General features: G+C 71.8%; 2 protein-coding genes. Both read left to right on the forward strand.

Features of this window, described 5'->3' with window-relative positions; translation table 11 throughout:
- On the forward strand, positions 1 to 1,364 hold a 1,364-nt coding region (locus tag ACJA3G_RS32280; protein WP_406556589.1), incomplete at its 5' end, for a D-alanyl-D-alanine carboxypeptidase family protein.
- Positions 1,365 to 1,917: 553 nt separating this feature from the next.
- Positions 1,918 to 3,645 (forward strand): glycosyltransferase family 87 protein, encoded by a 1,728-nt coding sequence (locus ACJA3G_RS32285; RefSeq protein WP_406556590.1) that lies wholly within the window; start codon positions 1,918 to 1,920, stop codon positions 3,643 to 3,645.
- The last annotated feature ends 263 nt before the right edge of the window (positions 3,646 to 3,908 follow it).

Genomic DNA, 3,908 nt, shown 5'->3' on the forward strand with positions numbered 1-3,908 from the left:
GGCCCCCCGTCTCGCCCCGGATCTCCGTGCCGGACGCCGACGCCGCCGAGCGGACCCGGCAGCAGCCGCTGCCGCCGAAGCCGCCGCTCGACCTGCTCGCGGAGCTCACCAACACCCCGCCCCCGGCGCAGACCCCGGTCCGCACCGCGGTGCGGCGGTTCAAGATCTGGACCCCGCTGGTCATCCTGCTGCTGATCGTCTTTGCGGTCGTACAGTTCGTACGCCCGCTCCCGGACGCTCAGCTGACGATGACGTCGGCGCCGGACTTCACCTTCGACGGCGCCGCGCCGCAGCTGCCGTGGCCGTCCGAGGGCCAGGGCATGATCACCGTGTCGGGCCTGGGCACCGTCGGGCGGTTCGGCGAGGAGAAGCCGGTCCCGATCGCCAGCGTCACCAAGTCGATGACCGCGTACATCATCATGCGCGACCACCCGATGAAGGTGGGCTCCAAGGGTGCCTCCATCCGCGTCGACGACCTCGCGGAGAAGGAGGGCGGCTACAACAAGGCCGGCAAGGACGAGTCGACCGTCGACACCATCAAGGCGGGCCAGTCGCTCAGCCAGAAGGACGCGCTCAGCGCGGTCATGATCCCGTCCGCGAACAACGTGGCGCGCCTCCTCGCGCGCTGGGACGCGGGCTCCGAGGCGGCGTTCGTCAAGAAGATGAACGACACCGCCAAGCAGCTCGGGATGACGAACACCACGTACACCGACCCGTCCGGTCTGACCGCCACCACCGTCTCGACCGCCGCCGACCAGGTGAAGCTCGCGACCGAGCTGGTGAAGGACCCGGCGCTGGTGGAGATCACCAAGCAGCCGTACTGGTACGACTCGACCGGCCACAAGTGGCTCAACTACAACACCCTGGTGCCGTTCAACGGCGCGATCGGCATCAAGACCGGCTCCACCTCCAAGGCGGGCGGCAACCTGCTCTTCGCCGCCGTCAAGGACGTCGGCGGTACGAAGCAGACGATCGTCGGCGCGGTCTTCGGCCAGCACAAGGCCATCTCGATCCTCGACCTGGTCAACAAGGTGAGCAAGGACGTCCTGCTCGCCACCCGCAAGTCGCTGACGTCGCAGACCGTGATCAAGAAGGGTGACGTCGTCGGGTACGTGGACGACGGGCTCGGCGGCAAGGACCCGGTCGTCGCGACCAAGGACCTGACCGTCGCCGGATGGTCCAGCCTGAAGGTGGCGATCTCGCTCACGGCCGGCGGCGGCAAGCTGCCGCACTCCGCGAAGGCGGGCACGGTGGTCGGCAAGCTGACCGTGGGCTCCGGCACCGGTCAGGTCTCGGCTCCGGTGGCTCTGCAGAAGGATCTCGCGGAGCCCGGCTTCGGGGCGAAGCTCACTCGTCTGGGCTAGGGAGACGCAGGAGCGCGGGCCCGCACCGGGGGACGGTGCGGGCCCGCGCCCATGCGGCGGGTCAGGGCGCGGACACGGCGGCTCCGGCCGCCGGTCCGGGGAGTCGGAGGACGGAGGAGACGGACGGAATGATCTTGTTCAGGCAGTCGGGACCACCCGCGGTCGCCGGACTTCGGGCACGGGCCGCTCGCGCTCTCGTGCTAGCTTCGGTCAACTGGAGGACGCGGGGCGGCGTCCCTATGAGCGATGGGACGAGAGACGTCCTGAGACTGTGTGAGGCGGGAGAGCCGCAGTGACCACCGCTGAGCCGACGCCTGCACGCGCCGACGGCAGCAGCCCTTCTCGGCCGGACGGGCGAATACAGGACGAGAGCAGGGACCCGGTGCGGGACCAGAACCTGACCGGGCCCCTCGACGTGGCTCCGGCCCCGGACGACGGGCCGGCCCCGGACGCGAGCCGGGACGAGGCCACGGGCCGGGACGAGGCCACGAAGACGGCCGCGGCCGGGCCGACGCACCCGGACCAGGCCCCCGCGCCGGCCCCGGGCCGCAACGTGGTGTCCCGGGTGCGCGAGTTCACGGCCCGGCACCCCGTGATCGCCGTCACGGCCGTCGCCGCCGTCGGGCACATCCTGTGGTTCATCTTCTTCGCCAACAGCGGCGGCGACCTCGCCGCGCAGGACGCCTGGGCCGAGTTCGTCGGCCGCCACCCCGCCTCCGCGTACAACCTGGCGTGGTACGGCGGTATGCACCCGGTGTCGTACAGCGTCGTCTCGCCGTATCTGATGTCGCTGCTCGGCGTCCGTACGACGATGATGATCGCCGGGACCGTGTCGGCCGGGCTGATCACGCTGATCCTGGTGCGGGTGCGGGCCGTCCGCAATCCGCTGCCGTGCGCCTTCGCGGCCCTCTTCGCCTTCCTGTGCAACGCCTGCTCCGGCCGTGTCACCTTCGGGCTCGGCACGATGTTCGCGCTCGGCGCGGTCGCGGCGGTGTTCTGCTGGCCGCACCGCTGGCGCACCGAGCGGTGGGCCAAGGGCGTGGTCGCCGCGCCGCTGGCCGGGCTCGCGACCGCGAGCAGCCCGGTGGCCGGGCTCTTTCTCGGCGTGATCGCCGCCGCGCTGTTCCTGAACCGGCGCCGCCCGGGCGCGTACGCCCTCGGTCTGCCGCCGGTCGCGGTCGTGGCGCTCTCCGCGCTGCTGTTCCCGTTCTCGGGCACCCAGCCGATGTCGCTCGCCTCGGTGTCGCTGCCCTTCCTCTTCTCGGTGATCACGCTCTTCCTGGTGCCCCAGGAGTGGAAGACGGTCCGCACGGGCGCCGTGGTGTACGGCGTGGGCGTGCTGCTCACCTGGATCATCGACTCGCAGATCGGGTCCAACGTGACCCGGCTGGCGATGCTCTTCGCCGGTGTGGTGATGCTGGCCGCCCTGCCGTACGCGGTGCCGCGCTCGCGCAAGTGGTACGTGCTGGTCGTCGCCTTCGTCGGGATGAACGTCTGGGTCGGCGTCAAGGCCGTCGACGACATCGTCAGCACCGCCCCCGCCGCGTCCTGGGCGCGGGCGCTCGCGCCGCTGGTCGACCAGCTCCAGCAGGTCGGCGCCGAGCGCGGGCGGGTGGAGGTCGTGCCGGCCTCCAGCCACCGCGAGGCCTCCGCGGTCGCCCCCTACGTCAACCTCGCGCGGGGCTGGAACCGTCAGGCCGACATGGAGCGCAACCCGCTCTTCTACGACGACACGCTGGACTCGGCGAGCTACCGGGGCTGGCTGGACCGCTGGGCCGTCCACTACGTGGTGCTGCCCATGGGGCCGCCGGACTCCAACGGCGCCGAGCAGGAGGCCAAGCTCATCCAGAAGGGCCAGCCCTATCTGAAGGAGCTGTGGCACAACCCCGACTGGCGGCTGTTCGCGGTCGACAACCCGACCCCGCTGGCCGACCCGCCCGCGACGGTGGAGCACGCGGGTGAGGGCGAGTGGACGCTGAAGGTGAGCGCGCCCGGCCGGGTCCTGGTCCGTATCCCGTACTCGCCGTGGCTGAAGCTGGTGGACGAGAAGGGCAGGGGTGTGGAGCCGCCGCAGGAGACTCCGGAGTCGAAGCGGCGGGGGCACGGGGTGCCGAAGACGTACACGAACCCGAACGGCTGTCTGTGGAAGGCGTCCGAGGACGCGGCGGGGGACGAGTGGACGGAGCTGCTCGCGCCTCGGGCGGGTACGTACCGTCTGGCGTCGCCGTACAGCCTCCGCCGCGGGACGGCCTGCCCAGCGGAGCTCCGCCCCGACCACTAGCCGCGCTCGCGCCGCCTTTGTCCGCAGACCGTGGGTGGCCGGCCGCGCAGTTCCCCGCGCCCTGAGGGCCGTGTGTACCTGCGGCCCGGTGGTGGGCTGGCCGCGCAGTTCCCCGCGCCCCTGGGGGGACGGGGTACGGCCAGTTGCCCAGGGGCGCGGGGAACTGCGCGCTCAGCCCGCCACCGGCCCGCAGCCGAAGACCGACCCGATAAGGGGCGCGGGGAACTGCGCGAGCAACCCACCACACACCCGCAGCCGAAGAC

Source organism: Streptomyces sp. YS-3 (assembly GCF_045257485.1).
In the GTDB taxonomy this organism is placed as follows: domain Bacteria; phylum Actinomycetota; class Actinomycetes; order Streptomycetales; family Streptomycetaceae; genus Streptomyces.